Annotated in this window: 17 protein-coding genes and 1 riboswitch; of the genes, 9 read left to right on the top strand and 8 right to left on the bottom strand. The window is 70.9% G+C overall.

Translation table 11 applies throughout. The features are described from left to right. Positions 1–141: 141 nt before the first annotated feature. Genes K2X73_RS07940 through K2X73_RS07915 form a run of 6 tightly spaced genes read right to left on the bottom strand, consistent with a single transcriptional unit; the run spans position 142 to position 6,174 of the window. Entirely contained in the window at positions 142–990 is an 849-nt protein-coding gene (locus tag K2X73_RS07940) for an RDD family protein (protein WP_294109749.1), read from the bottom strand. Then, positions 977–2,008 carry a stage II sporulation protein M gene (locus K2X73_RS07935; RefSeq protein WP_294109747.1) on the bottom strand — a complete coding sequence of 344 codons (1,032 nt, stop codon included), beginning with the start codon at positions 2,006–2,008 and terminating at the stop codon, positions 977–979. The genes K2X73_RS07940 and K2X73_RS07935 overlap by 14 nt, the downstream gene beginning before the upstream one ends. Next, positions 2,005–3,312: a DUF58 domain-containing protein gene (locus K2X73_RS07930; RefSeq protein WP_294109745.1), complete on the bottom strand. Its 1,308-nt coding sequence runs from the start codon at positions 3,310–3,312 to the stop codon at positions 2,005–2,007. Before K2X73_RS07930 ends, K2X73_RS07935 begins: the two co-directional genes overlap by 4 nt. Further along, positions 3,309–4,265: a MoxR family ATPase gene (locus K2X73_RS07925; RefSeq protein ID WP_294109743.1), complete on the bottom strand. Its 957-nt coding sequence runs from the start codon at positions 4,263–4,265 to the stop codon at positions 3,309–3,311. Before K2X73_RS07925 ends, K2X73_RS07930 begins: the two co-directional genes overlap by 4 nt. Further along, positions 4,262–5,467, bottom strand: coding sequence for a hypothetical protein (locus tag K2X73_RS07920; RefSeq protein WP_294109741.1), 1,206 nt, complete (start codon positions 5,465–5,467; stop codon positions 4,262–4,264). Before K2X73_RS07920 ends, K2X73_RS07925 begins: the two co-directional genes overlap by 4 nt. Next, complete coding sequence (locus K2X73_RS07915; protein ID WP_294109739.1) at positions 5,464–6,174, bottom strand: DUF4129 domain-containing protein; 711 nt, start codon at positions 6,172–6,174, stop codon at positions 5,464–5,466. Before K2X73_RS07915 ends, K2X73_RS07920 begins: the two co-directional genes overlap by 4 nt. A 109-nt stretch (positions 6,175–6,283) precedes the next feature. On the opposite strand from K2X73_RS07915, the gene K2X73_RS07910 reads away from it, so the two are divergent. The 8 genes from K2X73_RS07910 (at position 6,284) to K2X73_RS07875 (ending at position 12,895) form a co-directional block, all read left to right on the top strand. Then, positions 6,284–7,222: a hypothetical protein gene (locus K2X73_RS07910; protein ID WP_294109738.1), complete on the top strand. Its 939-nt coding sequence runs from the start codon at positions 6,284–6,286 to the stop codon at positions 7,220–7,222. A gap of 32 nt (positions 7,223–7,254) precedes the next feature. Next, positions 7,255–7,447: riboswitch (cobalamin riboswitch) on the top strand. A gap of 140 nt (positions 7,448–7,587) precedes the next feature. Beyond that, a complete protein-coding gene (locus K2X73_RS07905) occupies positions 7,588–8,385 on the top strand; it encodes an ABC transporter substrate-binding protein (RefSeq protein WP_294109736.1) in 798 nt (265 codons plus the stop codon). Beyond that, entirely contained in the window at positions 8,382–9,350 is a 969-nt protein-coding gene (locus K2X73_RS07900; RefSeq protein WP_294109734.1) for an iron ABC transporter permease, read from the top strand. Before K2X73_RS07905 ends, K2X73_RS07900 begins: the two co-directional genes overlap by 4 nt. Next, on the top strand, positions 9,347–10,132 hold the full coding sequence (locus tag K2X73_RS07895; protein ID WP_294109732.1) for an ABC transporter ATP-binding protein: 786 nt from the start codon (positions 9,347–9,349) through the stop codon (positions 10,130–10,132). The genes K2X73_RS07900 and K2X73_RS07895 overlap by 4 nt, the downstream gene beginning before the upstream one ends. Further along, a complete protein-coding gene (gene cobT / locus K2X73_RS07890) occupies positions 10,129–11,124 on the top strand; it encodes a nicotinate-nucleotide--dimethylbenzimidazole phosphoribosyltransferase (protein WP_294109730.1) in 996 nt (331 codons plus the stop codon). Before K2X73_RS07895 ends, cobT begins: the two co-directional genes overlap by 4 nt. Further along, complete coding sequence (gene cobS / locus K2X73_RS07885) at positions 11,121–11,858, top strand: adenosylcobinamide-GDP ribazoletransferase (protein ID WP_294109728.1); 738 nt, start codon at positions 11,121–11,123, stop codon at positions 11,856–11,858. Before cobT ends, cobS begins: the two co-directional genes overlap by 4 nt. After that, positions 11,855–12,358, top strand: a complete 504-nt coding sequence (locus tag K2X73_RS07880; RefSeq protein ID WP_294109726.1) for a hypothetical protein — start codon at positions 11,855–11,857, stop codon at positions 12,356–12,358. The genes cobS and K2X73_RS07880 overlap by 4 nt, the downstream gene beginning before the upstream one ends. Before the next feature lie 69 nt (positions 12,359–12,427). Next, positions 12,428–12,895: a DUF1203 domain-containing protein gene (locus K2X73_RS07875; protein WP_294109724.1), complete on the top strand. Its 468-nt coding sequence runs from the start codon at positions 12,428–12,430 to the stop codon at positions 12,893–12,895. Between the two features lies 1 nt (position 12,896). Here K2X73_RS07875 and K2X73_RS07870 read toward each other — a convergent pair whose 3' ends face one another. Both K2X73_RS07870 and K2X73_RS07865 read right to left on the bottom strand, forming a co-directional pair. Then, entirely contained in the window at positions 12,897–13,412 is a 516-nt protein-coding gene (locus tag K2X73_RS07870; protein WP_294109722.1) for a phosphoribosyltransferase family protein, read from the bottom strand. Beyond that, on the bottom strand, positions 13,405–14,409 hold the full coding sequence (locus K2X73_RS07865) for an adenosine deaminase (RefSeq protein ID WP_294109720.1): 1,005 nt from the start codon (positions 14,407–14,409) through the stop codon (positions 13,405–13,407). The genes K2X73_RS07870 and K2X73_RS07865 overlap by 8 nt, the downstream gene beginning before the upstream one ends. A 101-nt stretch (positions 14,410–14,510) precedes the next feature. Between K2X73_RS07865 and hslV the strand changes: the two genes are divergently transcribed. Further along, the gene (gene hslV / locus K2X73_RS07860; protein WP_294109718.1) at positions 14,511–15,059 is read left to right on the top strand and encodes an ATP-dependent protease subunit HslV; all 549 of its coding nucleotides are present in this window, start codon (positions 14,511–14,513) and stop codon (positions 15,057–15,059) included. Positions 15,060–15,223 lie beyond the last annotated feature (164 nt).

The following is a 15,223-nucleotide window of genomic DNA, read 5'->3' as shown; positions in this document are numbered from 1 at the left end:
TGCTTTTTTTACCTTGAGCAGTTGCGGTTGTGGTATCGGATCATGTCATCCGTGCCGCCAGCTTGGCTGACTTTATGGCCGCCGGTGTCCCTCCCTTTCGCCGGCGGCCACCCGCTTCTCGGCAACGCTTAGCCGAATTGCCTAGCCGAATTTGTCGGCCCGCCGCTGCCCGACCAGCAGCCCCGCCTCCAGCCGCGCGCATAGCGCCGCATAATAGTCGCGCAGGAAGCCCTCGTCGTCGCCGTCATCGGGGAGCGCCGCCTTGGCGCGGATGGTCGCCGCGACCACGGTGATGGCGTCGCGCCGCCCGGCCCGGAGCACTTCCTCCAGCGTCTGCAGCTCATATTCGCCGTAAAGCGCGAGCGCGCTCTCGGAAAAGCGCCGCGCCGGCTGCTGCACCGCCAGATCGGTGGCGAGCGCGCGCCGCTCCGCTTCCACCACCCAGGTGCCCGCGAGCAGATCGCCGACGCGCAGCCGGTCGCGATTGAACAGCGGGAAGAACAAGAAGATGCCGCTCCACAGCAGGGCGGCGATCGCGAAGCCGGCATCGCCGTTGCTATCGAAACTCTGCCCGACCGCGAAGGACAGTGGCAGGAACAGCTCGATCTCGCGCATCGCGTTGCGCGCGATCACCGCGCCGCCGGTAAGCCGCGCCCCGTCGCGCGCGACGACGCGCAGGCCGAGCGCGCGCTTGCCGGGGGTGGCGCCACGCCCGCCCATTTCGAACAGCACGAACCAGCCGTTGCGCAGCACGAACGATACGACCAGCCACAAAATCTCGAAGATCGCGCCGATCTGCGCCCGTGCCCCATCCAGGATGAACGCGATCAGCAGGGTGAACAGGATCAGCGTCGCGAGGATCAGCGCGGCGTCGATCATGAAGGCGCCGGCGCGCGCGCTCGCGCTCGCCAGCCGCAGTTGCAGGTCGACACCCTCGGGGGTGACGAAGCTGCGCCGGGGATCGGGCGCGGCGCGTTTAGGCGGCGCCATCGCGGCCCCCGCGTGGCCAATAGAAATAGCCCAGCCACAGCACCAGCATGGCCAGCCCGATCAGCGCGCGGGCGCCGTCGCCCTGCACGCTTTGCCGCCCGATGCCCTCCAGCACCCCAGCGACCGCGAGCATCACCACCGTGCCGCCCATCACCGTCGCGGCGAGCCGTCCCTGGGTCACCGCCGCCTCCAGCCGACCCTGCCGCCCGGGAAAAGCGAGCGCGGTGCCGATGCGCAAGCCCGCGGCGGAGCTTAGCAGGATCGCGAAAATCTCGGTCGTGCCGTGGATCGACAGCCACGCGGCGAGATTGGGGCCGAGCCCCGCCGGTACGAACACCGCGAACAGCGCCCCCATCATCAGCCCGTTGAAGATCAGCAGCATCACCGTCGGCACCCCGAACGCGAAGCCGAGCGCGAAGCACAGGATCGAAACCTGGGCGTTGTGCGTGAAAAGGAAAGTGGCGAAGGTGGCGAGCAGGCCTTCGCGATCGCCCTTTGGCACATCGTAGAGCGTCTCGCGCAGCGTCGCGGCGCTCGCGCCGGGGACGCGCCCGCCCGCCATCTGCGGATCGATGATCGCGCCGTACAGGCTCGGGTCCTGGCGGATCAGCACATAGCCGAGCACCGCGCTCACCGCGAACAGCACGAACGCGATCAGAGTTTCGCGCCACACGCTCTGCACTGCTCGGGGCCAGGCGCGCGCGAAAAAGTCGCGCAGCTGGGCGGTGAACGACACCGGCACGCCGTAGAGCTGGAAATAGGCGCGGCGCGACAATTGCTCCAGATAAGCGACTAGCGCGCGATCGAGCGAGGTTTCGCGCGCGACCGACAGCGACGACAGCGTCGCGCGGTAAAGCTGGGGCAGCGCGAGCAGATCTTCCGCCGAGAGCGCGGTCACCTTGCCGCGCTCGAGCTGGGCGAGCAGCGCGTCGAGCCGCTCCCAATCGGCCTGATGCGCCGCGCGGAAACGGGTCGCGTTGACGAGAACCGGGCCGGCGCCCGCCGCGTGCGTGCTCATAGCAGATTCCGTCGCTTCAGATCGGCATAGCCGGCAACCAGCCGCTCGCCCACCCGATCATGCTCGCTTTCGATCACGCGCACCCCCAGACGCTGCAACCGGGTGATGACGAGCTGGCGATCGCGCAATAGCGCGCCGGCGGTCACCGCCCGGGTCACATCCTCGGCGGTTTCGGGAGCGCGCGCGGCGATCGACTCCAGTTCCTCCTCGCGCAGCACCACCACCAGCAGCAGATGGGCCTCGGCGAGGCGCGCGACGGCGCGGACCAGGAAATCAGCAGCGGCAGGATCGGTGAATTCGGTGAACAGCACGATCATCGAACGCCGGGTAAGCCGCTTGGCCAAGGCGGTGAGCGCGAAGGTGTAGTTGCTTTCGGCGGCGCTGTAATCGATCTCGGCGGCGACGTGCTGCAATTCGGCGAAGGCACCGGCGCCGGACACGAAGCCGCTCGCCAGCCGCGGCCGCGCGTCGAACGCCTCGATCGCGACGCGGTCGCCCAGCTTGAGCGCGACCCAGGCGGTGAGCAGGCTGGCCTGCACCGCGCGGTCGATCCGCGGCAGGCCGGCGACCGGCTCGCTCATCTGCCGGCCGCAATCGACGACGAACAGGATCTGGCTGTTGCGCTCGGCGCGATATTCCTTGGCGTGGAGCTTCACGTGGCGCGCCGAATGTTTCCAGTCGATCCGCCGGCGGTCCATGCCGGGATGGAAATCGACCAGCGTGTCGAACTCCTGCCCGTCGCCCCGGTCGATCTGGGCGAGCAGGCCCTGGAAGGCGTGGCGCTGGAAAATCTGCGCCGCCTGGGTCCGCACCCCGCCCAGATCCGGCAGCACGCGCGCGGTGGCGCCCGGTTTAACGACACGCTGATGCCAGGCGAGGCCGAGCGGCCCGGTCCAGCGCGCCCATAATCGCTCGGCGATCAGCAGCCCGCGCCGGCGCGGCACCACCGGCAGCGCGACCCGCACCGCGCCACCATCGAGCGCCACGCGCACCCGGTTGTCCTCGGGAAAGTCAGGCGCGCCGCTCACCCCCAGCGCCAGTTCGGCGCGTCGCGCCAGCCCGCCCTGCAGGCGCAACGTCAGCCAGGCATCGGTCGCGACGCCGATTGGCAGTGTGCTCGGCCAGTCGAGCGCCAACCGCGCGCGCGCCGCGCCCAGCAGCGCGTCGGCGGCGACGAGCAGCAATACCGCGAGCGGCCAGAACAGCGCCAATTGCCAGCGCGTCGGCGCGATCACCGCGAGCAGCAGCGCGGCGGGCGCGCCAAGGCTCGCCGCCAGAATCGCCGCGCGCGCGGGATAGATCAACGCGGCACCTCGATCTGGGCGATGATCGCCGCGACCGCTTCCTCGATCGAACGCCCGCTGATCTCGGCCGCCGGCGACAGGATCAGCCGGTGGCGCAGCAGGGCGGGGGCGAGTGCCTTTACATCGTCGGGGATCACGAAATCGCGCCCGTCGAGCGCGGCGCGGGCGCGGGCCGCGCCGGCCAGCATCGCGCCCGCGCGGGGGCTCGCGCCGCTTTCGATCTCGCCGGAAGTGCGCGTCGCCCGCACCAGCGCGACGATATAGTCGATCACCTCGTCAACCAGCCGCACCGCGCTGACGGTGGCCAGCGCCGCTTCGATCGCGCCCGCGTCGGCGCAGCGTTCGACGCCCCACTCGGCGGGGTCCATCGCCGCCGTGCGCGCGCCATGCGCGGCGATGATCCGGCGCTCCTCATCGGCCGAGGGGTAATCGACGCGCTGCTTGAACAGGAAACGATCGAGCTGCGCCTCGGGCAGCGGATAGACGCCCTGCTGCTCGATCGGATTCTGCGTCGCGACCACCATGAAGCGCGGGCTGAGCGCCAGGCTTTCGCCGTCGATCGTCACCTGGCGTTCCTGCATCGCCTCGAGCAACGCCGCCTGGGTTTTGGGCGGGGTGCGGTTGATCTCGTCAGCGAGCAGCAATTCAGTGAAGATCGGCCCGCGCGTCAGGGTGAAGCTGCTCGTCTGGAAGTTGAACAGATTGGCGCCGATGATGTCGCCGGGCATCAGATCGGGGGTGAACTGGATGCGCCCGTAATCGAGCCCCACCGCGCGCGCGAAGCTTTGGGCGAGCAACGTCTTGGCGGTGCCCGGCGGGCCTTCGAGCAGGATATGGCCGCCGGCGAACAGCGCGACGAGCATCAGTGCGAGCGTTTCGTCCTGCCCCACCACCGCCTTCGCCACTTCGCGCCGGATCGTCTCCGCGAGCGTGCTGACTTCGTCCACCGTCACCCGATTTTCTCCTCGAACCAATTGTGCAGCGCTCGTGCCCGGATGCTGAGTGTATCGCGGTCGTTCGCTTCCGAAAGCGCGGCGGCGAGCGGGCTGAACTTGGCGCCGCCCTGCGCGTCGAGATAGGCGTCGAGCGCCGCGCCGCGCAGCCGCGCGGGCGCCGCCAGCCGCCGTGCGGCAAGCTCGCGCAGCAACGTCGCATAGCGCGCGCCGAGCCGACGTTCGGCGCGGGCGCGGCGGACGAGCGCGGCGGCATTGTCCACCAAAGCCGCCTTGCCGAACGCGATCGCGCGCGCGCGGGGAACGGCCGGCCCGAACCGCGCGAACGCCTGCCAGCCGGCAAGCAGCAGCGCCGCGAGTACCGCCGCCGTTACCGCCAGGAAAGGCGGCTCGAAGGCGAGGCGCAGCACATTGGGTTTCGCGCCAAAGCCGTTCATCACGAGATCGAACCCAAGGCCGCGATCTTCCGGCGTCAGCGCCGCGAGCAGACCGAGCGCGGCCTTCGCATCCTCCAGCCGGCGCAGCCCGCGATTGTCGAGCAGATCGGGGTCGGCGAGCAGATATTGCTCCGTGCCCTTCACCCGGGCGAGGACGATGCCGCCCTTGCCGTCGCTCAGCAGCGGTTCGAGCAGCGGCCCTGCCATCACCTGCAGCGGCCGTGGCGCGGTGAATTTCAGCCCTTCGAGCAGCGCGCCATGCGCGACCAGCGGGGCGCCGCCGCTGCGATAGCGGCCGACCCGGATCTTCACCGCCGGCGCGAGCGTCCTCTCAGGATCGCCGCGGTGGATAAATCCGGCCTGGCGGACCCAGCCGGGATGATCTCGATCAGGTCCGACCTGCCATTTGGTCATCACGAACAGCGTCGGCTGCCGGGGGCGCTCGCCGAGAATCTCGCTGAAATCCTCCAATCCGCTGTCGGGGGTGACGACCAGCAGCCCGGGATTGCCCCAGAAGCGCTTGTCACGGATCATCATTGGCGCTCCGCCGGTCGCGCGGGCGAGGCGGACGATGCCGCTGAACCCGGTCGCGGCGTTGGACAGGGCGTGGCGATCGCCCACGCCGAAGCGCGGTGTTTCGGGCAGATAGGCGCCGAGCCCCAGCGTCGCCGCGAAGCCGATCAGGCCGATCATCAGCAGCAGCACGACCACCGCCGGGCGAAACACCTGCGTCTCGCGCGCACGACCGACCGCGACGTCGCTCATCCCTGCCAGGCCTGACCCAAAGTGAAGCGCGCATAGGCGTCGCGCGCCTGCCGCCAATCCTCGGCGCTCACCGCGCGGCCGCCGAACAGGCTGCGCTCGACAAGGCCGGCGATCCCGGCGAACAGGCCGCGCGCCGGCGCCGGCACCGCCTCGGCGCGGGCCAGCTCGCGCGAGGTAAGCGCGGGCTGCACCAGCTGCGGGCGGCGCGCGGCGATGTCGTCGATCGAGCGGCGCAGCAGATGGTGCGCCGCCTCGGCATAGCGCCCGGCGGCGGCCAGCGCCTCCGCCTCCTCGAGCCAGCGGCGGACCGGCATCGCCTCGGGTTGCCAGCCATCCTCCTCGATCACCGGCGCGGTGCGTGGCGCGCGGCGTGGCAATCGCCACTGCCCGGTTCGCAACCGCTGGACGATCAACATCACCGCCAAGCCCACGACCAGCGCGATCAGCCCCCAGAACAGCAAGCGGGCGATGATCCCCGCCGGCAGCAGCGAGTCGAGCCACTGGAACAGCCGCACCAGCGGTTTGACGAGCCAGCGGAGCCACTCGCCTACCGCTTTCGCCCAGGCGGGCGGCGGGGGCGGCGGGGTTATCGGAGGCAGCTGGAACTGAACATTGGGGTCGCTCACCAGCGCCTGATGCGCGGCGGCCAGTTCCGTGCCACTTTGCTCGCTCGCCCGCGCCACGCTCACTCCCTCGCTGTGTGCCATGCTTAGCGCGCGTATATCGCTACGCAACCAACAGTTTTGGCTGGACAGCCAAATCACGGCGCGGCAGCCTTCAAATCGAACCAAAGCGCTGACTCGCAGGGGGCAAGTAATGGCGACGCGGATTTATGAAACGGATCGTCAGGTTCCGATCGGCGAGGTGATCGGCCGCAGCGCCGGCTTGTTCCGAACGAACCCGGCGGTGATGCTTGGCGCACCCCTAGCGGTGACCCTGCTGCAAGGGGTGCTGGTAACGGGCGCGGGCGTCTCAGGAATTTATGGACGGCGCCAAATTCTCGATTTCTTCAGCGGGCTCAGTGATCCGGCGACGTTCCTGGGGGTGATCGGCGCCGGCGTGGTGCTGTTCCTGATCGGGCTGGTGGCGCAACTGATCCTGCAGGGCATCGGTGTCGTCACCGCCGCGGCGGCCGCCGATGGCGAGCAATTGTCGTTCGGCACCGCGCTCGGACGCGGTCTCGCCGCTGTCCCTCGGCTGTTGCTGTTGTCGATCCTGCTGTTCGGAATCGTGATGCTGTTGTTTTTCGTGCCCCCTGTTGTGCTGGGTGCTGGGGTGGCCGCGACCGCGGGCGGCGGTGCTCCGGTCGTGCTGCTGGTGGCGCTGATCTGGCTGGCGATGGTCGTCGCGGTGATCTGGCTGGTCGCGATGTGGGCGGCGACCCCGGGCGCGAGCGCGGTCGAACGGCGCTGGGCGATCGGGGCGATCCGGCGCAGCGCGGCGCTTACCCGGGGGCTGCGCTGGCGGATGGTCGGGCTCTATCTGGTGATCTTCGCGCTTTATATCGGCGTCGGCGCGGTGCTCGCGATGGTGCAGGGGCTGTTGCTCGGCATCGACTCCTTCTCGGTCGCGCGCGGCAGTTTCAGCTCGGCGGGCGGCGGCGCGGCGGCGCAGGTGGTCAACAGCGTCATCTCGATCACGGTGCAGACCTTCATCGGCGCCTATGTCGCGGCGATCCACGGTACGTTGTTCGGCCTGCTCCGTCAGCGGCACGAAGGAATGCCGAGCGCGCGGTTGAGCGAGGTGTTCGCCTGAGCGGGCGTTGACGGCGCCGCCTGTGCTCGCCTAAGCCCTTGCGTGCGCTTGGTCCCCGTGTTCGCGCGGGGTGAAAAGGGAATGGGGTGCAAATCCCCGGCTGGACCCGCAACTGTAAGCGGCGAGCCATGCCGTCATCATGCCACTGGGCCCCGGCCCGGGAAGGCGACGGCATCGGCGCTGACCCGCGAAGCCAGGAGACCTGCCCGGCGCCGATCGTCCATCAGCCCGCCGGGAAGCGCGGGCCGATACGGGACATATCCCGCGTGACGATGCCCCGCCGGAATCGGCCGGCGGGCGAGCGATGGCGGGTTATGGGCAACGGAGCGACCGGGCCGAGCCGAAGGACAATCGCGGGCGCGGCCATGCTATGGCTCGCGGCGCCGGCGCTCGCCGCGCGCGTGGCGCCACGCCGGATCGTCTCGCTCAGCCCCTGCACCGACGCGATCCTGATCGAACTGGTCACCCCAGATCGCATCGCCGCCTTGAGCCATTTCTCGCATGATCCGATCGGCTCGACGATCGCCGAGCGCGCGGCGCGGCTGCCGATCACGCATGAAACCGCCGAGGAGGTGGTGCTGCTGCGGCCCGATCTGGTGCTCGCCAGCCGCCACACCGATCGCGCGACACGGGCGGCGCTGGCGCGGGCCGGGCTTACGGTCGAGCTGTTCGACGTGTGCGACACGATCGAGGCGGCGCTCGCCGAGATCGCGCGGGTCGCGGCGCTGGTCGGGGAGCCCGGAGCGGGGGCAAAGCTCCGGCGCCGGATCGAGATCGCGCTCGCCTGCGCTTCGGCGCCGCTCGGCTGGCGGCCACGCCCGGCGCTCATCTTCCAGCCCAATGGCTTCGTCGCGGGCGGCGGCACGTTGCCCGATGCGCTGCTCCAACGCGCCGGCTTCACCAACGCCGCCGCGCATTACGGCGTGCGCAAATGGGGCACGGTGCGGCTGGAAGACTTGCTCCAGGCGCCGCCCGCTATCCTGTTCCTGGGCGAACATGGCCGCGCGCCCTGGGCGGACCGGGTGCTCACCCATCCCGCGCTCGCCAAGCTCGCCGGGCACACGCCGCGCGTCACCTTTCCCGAACGGCTGCTCTATTGCGCGGGGCCGGCGATGGTTCGCGCGGTCGCCACTTTCGCGCGCGGGCGCGAGGTGCTGGCATGAGCCGCACCGCCGCCACCATTGTCGCGCTCGGCACCGGCGTGCTTCTGCTCGGTCTGCTGTCGCTTTCGGTCGGGCGAGTGTGGATTCCGCTCAGCCTATGGGGCACGCCGGGTACGCTCGGGGTGCTGCTGTTCGAGCTCCGGCTGCCCCGGACGCTGCTCGCGGTGATCGTCGGCGCGACCTTGGGGCTGGGGGGGGCGGCGCTGCAGGGCTATACGCGCAACCCGCTCGCCGATCCGGGGTTGCTCGGCGTGTCGGCGATGGCGTCCTTGGGGGCGGTGCTGTCGCTTTACTTCAGCCTCACCAGCTTCTGGCTGCTGCCGACGATGGCGATCGGGGGGGCGGGCGTGGGCGTGCTGCTGCTGCTCGCGCTGGCGGGGCTTACCGGCGGGACGGTGACCTTCGTGCTCGCGGGCGTGGTGCTACAAACGGTCGCGGGTGCGGGAATCGCGCTCGCGCTCAGCCTCGCGCCCAATCCCTGGGCATCGGGGGAGATCATCAAATGGCTGATGGGCTCGCTGCAGGACCGCAGCGTGGATGATCTGCGTTACACACTGCCGCTGGCGCTGGCGGGCGGGGCGTTGGTGCTCGCGACCGCCCCGGCGCTCGATGCGTTGACGCTGGGCGAGGCCGGCGCGCGGTCGCTTGGCGCGCGGCTCGGGCGGGCACGGCTGATGCTGGTGGTGGGCGTCGGCCTCGCGACCGGGGTGTGCGTTGCGGCGACCGGCGTGATCGGTTTTGTCGGGTTGATCGTGCCGCATCTGCTGCGCCCGCTGGTCGGGGCGCGCCCGAGCGCGCTGCTGGTGCCGAGCGCCTTGGGCGGCGCGGCGCTGATGCTCGCCGCCGACATGGCGGTGCGGCTGCTGCCGACCGCCGAGGAAGTGCGGCTGGGGGTCGCGCTGTCGGCGCTCGGCGCGCCGTTCTTCCTGGCGCTGGTGCTGACGCTCCGGCGGCGGCTGCGATGATGCCGCTGCCGGAGGGCGACGTGCTGGCGGCGGACGATGTACGGGTCGCGCTTGGCGGCCGCCCGGTGCTTGCCGGGGTCAGCGCGCGGTTCGCGCCCGGCGCGGTGAGCGTCGTGCTCGGCCCCAACGGCGCGGGCAAATCGACCTTGCTCGCCTGCCTCGCCGGGCTGCGCCCGCCTGACGGAGGTAAGGTGACGCTCGGCGACCGGCCGATTACCGGCTGGCGGCCCCCGGAACGTGCCCGCGCTTTGGGCTTCCTGCCGCAAATCCCCGAAATCGCCTGGCCGGTAAGCGTCGAGACGCTGGTCGGGCTCGGGCGACTCCCCTGGCGTGGGGCGAGCAGCGCCGCCGAGGACAAGGCCGCCATCGCCGCCGCGCTCGACACCGTGGGCATGAGCGCGTTCGCCCGCCGTGACGCGACCAGCCTGTCGGGCGGCGAGCGGGCGCGGGTGCTGCTCGCCCGCGCGCTCGCCGGAGCGCCGCGCTTTCTGCTCGCCGACGAGCCGCTCGCCGGGCTCGATCCCGGGCGCCAGCTCGACGCGATCGCGCTGTTTCGCGCGCAGGCGGCGGCGGGGCTGGGGGTGCTGCTAACGCTCCACGACTTGCCCCTCGCCGCGCGCGTCGCCGATCGGCTGTTGCTGCTCCATGAGGGGCGGCTGGTGGCCGAAGGGACACCCGCCGAGGTGCTGACGCCCGAACGGCTGGCGCAAGTTTATGGCATCCGCGCGCGTGTCTCCGCCGGGGAGACCGGGCTGGCGATCGACTTGGTGGAACGGTTGTGACGCCGTTCGACCCCAGCCTCGTTACCGCTCTGCGCGCGAAGCTCCACGCGCAGGCCAAGCCGCCCGGCGCGCTCGGCGCGCTCGAGGCGCTCGCGGTGAAGCTTGGCGCGATCCAGGGTACGCTCACCCCAAGCGTCGAGCGGATCGAGGCACTGGTGTTCGCCGGCGATCACGGGCTGACCGAGGAGGGCGTCGCCGCCTATCCTGCCAGCGTCACCCTGGCGATGGTGCGCCTGATCCTGAGCGGCCGCGCGAGCGTGAACGCGCTTGCCCGCGCGGCGGACGTGGCGGTGACTGTGGTGGATGCCGGGGTCGCCGCCGATCTGCCGCCGCACCCCGACCTGATCGACGCCAAGCTCCGCCCTGGCACTCGCAACGCCGCGCGCGAGGACGCGCTCAGCCCCGCCGAGGTCGATGCCGCGCTCGCCCGGGGCGCCGAAATCGCCGCCGGGCGCGCCGCGGACGTGCTCGCGCTCGGCGAAATGGGCATCGGCAATTCGTCGAGCGCGGCGCTGGTGATGCACCGCCTGCTCCCCGCGCCGCTCGACGATTGCATCGGCCTCGGCGCCGGCCATGACTCGGAAGGCCTGGCCCGCAAGACCGCCGCGCTCGAACGCGCCGCCGCGCGCAGCGACGCCGGCGACCCCCGCGCGGTGCTCGCCGCGTTCGGCGGGTGCGAGATCGCGATGATGGCGGGCGCGTTCATCGGCGGCGCGCGCGCGGGCAAGGTGATGTTGGTCGATGGCTTCATCGCCTCGGCCGCCGCGCTTGCCGCGATCCGGCTCGAACCCATGCTCGCCGAGCGGCTGATCTTCGCGCACCGATCGGCCGAGCGCGGGCACACGCTGCTGCTCGCGCAGCTGGGCGCGGCGCCGCTGCTCGATCTCGGGCTACGGCTAGGCGAGGGGACTGGCGCCGTGCTCGCCGCGCCGCTGCTGCGCGCCGCCGCGCGGTTGCTGGCCGAAGTCGCGCCGCTCGCGGAGGTGCTGTGAGGGGCCTCGTCGTCGCGCTGCAATTCCTGACGCGGCTGCCGACCCCCGCGCTGCCCGATTTCCAGCCGCAATGGATCGCCCGTGCGGTGCCCTTCTTCCCGGTGATTGGCTGGCTGGTCGGCGCGCTCGCGGGGTCGGTGTTCTGGGGGGTGAGCCTGGTGCTTCCCGGCTGGCCGGCGGCGATCGCGGCGCTGGCGGCGGGGCTGCTGGTGACGGGCGGCTTTCACGAGGACGGGCTGGCCGATACCGCCGACGGGCTTGGCGGCGGCCTCAGCCCCGAGCGGCGGCTGGCGATCATGAAGGATAGCCGGCTCGGCAGCTATGGCGCACTCGCGCTGTGGGCGGTGCTGAGCTTCAAGGCGGCGGTGCTGGCACGGATGGCGCCCGTGGAAGGCGCGCTCGCGTTGGTGCTGGCGGGGGGCGCCGCGCGCGCGCTGGTCGCGCCGGTGATGGCGGGGATGGCTTACGCACGCGATCCCGCCGAGGCCAAGCTGAAGCCCGCGCCCGAGGGCGTACGCTGGAGGGAGGCGGCGCTGGCGCTGGTGATCGGGCTCGCGCCCTTGCTGCTGCTGCGTCCCGTGGCGGGTGGGGCGGGCGCGGTGCTCGCGGCGCTTGTGGTGCTATGGCTCGCGCGGACCGCCCGCCGGCTGATCGGCGGCTGGACCGGCGACGTGCTCGGCGGTTGCGAGGCGCTCGCTGAGGCGGCGCTGCTCGCCGGGCTCGCCACCGCGTGATCGTCTTCGGGCCGGAAAGTGCGGCGGGCGCCGCGCCCAGCACCGCCTGCTGGCTGCGCGCGCGCTCGCCGGGTGGCCCGGTGCCTGCCCAGGGCGTGGATTTGGTGTTCAACGACATCGCTGAATCCCGCCCCGGGCTGGTCGCCCCCGATGCGGCGCTGATCGCGCGCGCGCTCGCCGCGCCGCTTCCCGCGCTGGTGACGTGCTTCGCCGGCGTCAGCCGCTCGACCGCGCTCGCTTATGCGCTCGCCTGCCGCGCCCGGCCCGGCGCGGGGCAGGCGCTGGCCGAGGAGCTGCGCGCGCTCGCGCCCTGGGCGACGCCCAACCCGTTGGTCGTCGCGCTCGCCGACGCGGCGCTGGGGGCAGGCGGGGCGATGATCGCGGCGATCGCGAGCATCGGGCGCGGCGCGGAGATCGCGCGCGGCGGGCTCGTCCTGTGGCGCCCCGGCAAGGGCGGTGACGTGCTGGTCGAGGCGCTGGGGCCGCTTCCCCAAGTTTGAACGCAACGCCCGGGACGCGAGTGCTGGGGCACCGGCGGTAGGTGGTGCGCACCCATCAGGAGAAGCACCATGTCCTTCCGTGTCACCGGGCTCGATCCCGCGCCCTTCGTCCCGCTCTATGGCCTCAGCGACGCCGAGCTCGCCGCGCGCGGGGTGCGGCGCTATCAGGTCGATGCCCATCCCGGCTTCCCCGACCGCGTCGAGCTGCGCGATCTGATGCCCGGCGAAACCGCGCTGCTGCTCAATTACGAGCATCAAAGCGCCGACACGCCCTATCGCTCGCGCCACGCGATCTTCGTGCGCGAGGGCGCGACCGAGGCGTTCACCGCGGTGGATACGCTTCCCGAGGTGATCCGCGTCCGCCCGATCTCGCTGCGCGCGTTTGACGCGGCGGGCGAGATGGTCGACGCCGATCTCGCCGATGGCGCGGCGCTGGTGCCGGTGATCGAGCGCTTCCTCGCTCGCGATGACGTCGCCTACTGCCACGCCCATTATGCCAAGCGCGGCTGCTACGCGGCGCGGATCGAGCGGGCGTGACCTAGGCGGTACGTTCCGGGACGGCGGCGGCGTCCTCCAGCACGATTTCGGTCGGCGCCATCGCTTCCCACGGGAAGACGAACCAGTCCTTCACCACCGACCGATCGAGCTGGCGCGCGGCATACTCCACGCGCGCCGAGGAACGGACATTGTCGAGCAAGGTCGCGAAGCGGATCGCACCATTGGGCGCCCCCGCCGCCGCCAGCTCGCCGCGCAGCCGGGTGATCGTGCCGCCGCTGTCGTTGATGTCGTCGACGAACAGCAGCCGCTCGCCCGCCGCCGCGCGCTCGGCGAGCCGGACCAGCGGCGCGCCCGAGAAATCATGCACGTTCGACGAATAATCGACCGAGAGCATCGGCCAGCCGGTCGCGTGGCTGAGATAGACCGCGGGGGCAAGCCCGCCGCGGCCGATGCCGATCAGGAAATCGGGCGTCCAGCCGCTCGCCGGAATCGCGCGCGCAAGTTCGCGGACATCGGCCACGAACGCCTCATAGGGAACGGGCGTGAGCTTAGGCATAGGCGTCGAGCTTCGCGAGCAGCGGCGCCTGCTCGGCATCGCTCAGGAACGATCCGGTGATGCTGTTGCGCGCGAGCTGCTTCAGCGCCGCGCGATCCAGCCCCCGGCCCGTGGCGACCGCGCGGTAATTGTCCGCGACATAGCCGCCGAAATAGGCGGGATCGTCCGAATTGATCGTCGCCTTCAGCCCCGCCGCCAGCATCGCGTCGATCGGGTGATCGGCGATGTCGCCCACCACGCAGAGCTTCACGTTGGAGAGCGGGCACACCGTCAGCACCATCTGCTCGGCGGCGAGCCGGGCGACGAGTTCGGGATCATCGAGGCTGCGGTTGCCGTGATCGAGCCGGTCGATATGCAGCAGGTCGAGCGCCTCGCGCACATAGTCCGCCGGGCCTTCCTCGCCGGCATGGGCGACGCGCATCAGCCCCATCTCGCCCGCGCGGGCGAAGACGCGGGCGAATTTGCTCGGCGGGTGCCCCAGTTCGGACGAATCGAGCCCGACGCCGGCGATGCGATCGAGCCAGGGCTCGGCGGCCTTCAGCGTCGCGAAGGCCGCATCCTCGTCCAGATGGCGCAGGAAGCAGAGGATCAGCTTACTGGTAAGGCCATGCTGCGCTTCGGCCTCGGCCATGCCGGCGAACAGGCCCTCGACCACCTCCGCCATCGGGATGCCGCGATCGGTATGGGTCTGCGGATCGAAGAAGATTTCGGCGTGAACCACGCCGTCCGCCGCCGCGCGATCGAAATAGGCGGTGGCGAGGTCGCGAAAATCCTCGGCGGTGCGTAGCACGTCGGCGCCGGCATAATAAATGTCCAGGAAATCCTGCAGCTTGGAGAAGTTATACGCGGCGCGCACCTCCTCCACGCTCGCGAACGGCAGGGTGAGCCGGTTGCGTCGGGCGAGCGCCACCATCAGCTCTGGCTCCAGGCTACCCTCGATATGCAGGTGAAGCTCGGCCTTGGGCAGGCCGGTGATGAAGGCGTCGAGTTCGGTCATGGCTTTGGCTTTTAACGTGGCGGGGCCAAAACGAAAGCAGCCTCCCGCGCCAGCGGGCGCGACCACTTGCATAAAATGCGCGCGGCGCCACATCGCGGGCCATGAGTGATCCGATCAAGTGGCACGGCACGACCATCCTTTCCGTGCGCAAGAATGGCAAAGTGGTGATCGCGGGCGACGGCCAGGTCTCGATGGGCCAGACGGTGATGAAGCCCAATGCGAAGAAAGTCCGCCGGCTGGGCGACGGCGCGGTGATCGGCGGCTTCGCCGGCGCGACCGCCGACGCCTTCACCCTGTTCGAACGGCTGGAGCGCAAGCTGGAGCAGCATCACGGGCAGCTGCTTCGTGCGGCGGTGGAGCTCGCCAAGGATTGGCGGACCGACAAATATCTCCGCAATCTGGAGGCGATGCTGATCGTCGCCGACAAGGATGTGACCTTGGTCGTAACGGGCAATGGCGACGTGCTGGAGCCCGAGGCGGGTATCACCGCGATCGGCTCAGGCGGCAATTTCGCGCTCGCCGCCGCCCGCGCGCTCGCCGATTACGAGGCCGATGCCGAGACGCTCGCGCGCAAGGCGATGCAGGTCGCGGCGGATATCTGCGTTTACACCAACGGCAATTTGACGATCGAAAGCCTGCCTACTTCCTAGCCCTCTCCCCCTTGGGGGAGAGGGTTGGGTGAGGGGCTGCGCCTGGTGCGCCGCTTGAGCTTCTTATGGCCCCCCCCCCCCCCCCCCCCCCCCCCCGGGGGGGGGGGGGGAGAAAAAAACACCCCCCCAAAAAAAACCCCCAAAACCCCCCCCCCAACAACCCC

This window comes from Sphingomonas sp., from assembly GCF_019746665.1.
GTDB lineage: Bacteria > Pseudomonadota > Alphaproteobacteria > Sphingomonadales > Sphingomonadaceae > Sphingomonas.
Note: the sequence above shows the minus strand (reverse complement) of the source record. Positions and strands in the feature narration are given on the sequence as shown.